This is a genomic window from Streptomyces sp. NPDC101194, assembly GCF_044767885.1.
GTDB lineage: Bacteria > Actinomycetota > Actinomycetes > Streptomycetales > Streptomycetaceae > Streptomyces.
Genome location: NZ_JBIWOS010000031.1, coordinates 1 through 1,246 on the forward strand (window position 1 = coordinate 1; position 1,246 = coordinate 1,246).

The 1,246-nt window shown below is 66.3% G+C and carries 1 protein-coding gene and 1 pseudogene; both read right to left on the bottom strand.

Annotated features, from left to right (window positions below; all coding sequences use genetic code 11):
- Positions 1-1,145: pseudogene (locus tag ACIRP2_RS39580) on the bottom strand (protein phosphatase); the annotation flags it as partial.
- The gene (locus ACIRP2_RS39585; protein WP_404258612.1) at positions 1,142-1,237 is read right to left on the bottom strand and encodes a DUF6507 family protein; all 96 of its coding nucleotides are present in this window, start codon (positions 1,235-1,237) and stop codon (positions 1,142-1,144) included. The gene ACIRP2_RS39585 and the pseudogene ACIRP2_RS39580, both read right to left, overlap by 4 nt.
- Between the last annotated feature and the right edge of the window lie 9 nt (positions 1,238-1,246).

A 1,246-nucleotide genomic window follows, 5' to 3' on the forward strand; every position in this document is an offset into this window, starting at 1 on the left:
TCGGGGAGTTTGGGGATTTCGATGTTGCTGATGCCCTTGATGCCCTTGGTGATGTCGCCGATCTTGGAGAGGCCGGCGCCGGCGCCCTTGGCGATGTAGGTCATGGGGTCGATGACCTTGCCGGCCTTGCCCGCGACGGAGAGTGCCTTGGCGACGGCGCCGGCTTTGCCGGCTCCTGCGGCTGCGCCGCCGGCGCCGCCGGTGAAGACGGTGGTCAGGACGTTGAAGGTGACGGCTCCGGCGGCCCGGCCGGGGTTCTTGCCCCATTCGTCCCAGGCGACCAGTGCTTTGCCGGTCTCCTTCATCGCGGTGCGTGAGTCACGGAGCCAGGAGGGGAGTTTGTCGTCGGGCAGGGCCCAGAACAGGGTTCCGGCGCCGGGGATCGCGGTGATCACGAGGCCGGTCGCGAGTTGGGCCAGTCCTTTCCAGGCCTGGCCCATGGCGTCCCAGCCGCCGAACCCGACGAGGGTGCCCAGGCCCTTGATGGTGCCCCATACTCCGTCGACGATCAGTCCGTCCCAGACGAACGACTTGACCCAGTGTCCGACTTCCCAGACGTGGTGTTTCTCCTCGACGGGGTCGCCCCAGGGGAGTTTGGCGTTCTTCAGGTCGTCGGCGTTGAATCCGTACTGGTCCTTGCGTTCGGATCCGTCGCCCGCGACCATCTGGACCCCGCCGGGGATCAGGGCGGTGATCTTGTTGTGGCAGGTGCGCTCCGCCGCCCAGAACGCGGCGACGGTCGCGGTGATGTCGTCGCGGAGCTGGTTGTGCTCGTCGACCTTGTCCTCGTCGTATTCCCAGTCGTCGTCGTCCTTGTTCGCGTTCACGAACTTCGTCGCGTCCGCTTTCAGCTGCTCCAGTTTGGTGACCAGCGGGCGGATCTCCGTCGCGTAGTCGGACAGTGAGGAGGCGACCTTCTCCAGATCGTCCGCGAAGTCGTCGGCGCGGTCCTTGACGGGTTTCGTCGACGCGAACAGCTGCTCGGCCTCGGGGGCCTTGTAGTAGGCGGACAGGCCCTGGAAGTGGGTGTGGACGGAGGATCCGGTGTCGCGGATGTGTCCGGCGTCGGTCTTCAGGCCGGCGTGGTCCTTCTCCAGCTGTTCCAGGTTGCCGGTGTACTGCGGAATCGCTTCGGGCTTGATCACCTGGACTGCACCCCGGGCTTCTTCGGGTCCAGGTCCACCGCGCCGAGCGCCTTGCGCTGTGCTTCGGCGGCCATGTCGAGATCACCGTTCAGATACGCGGT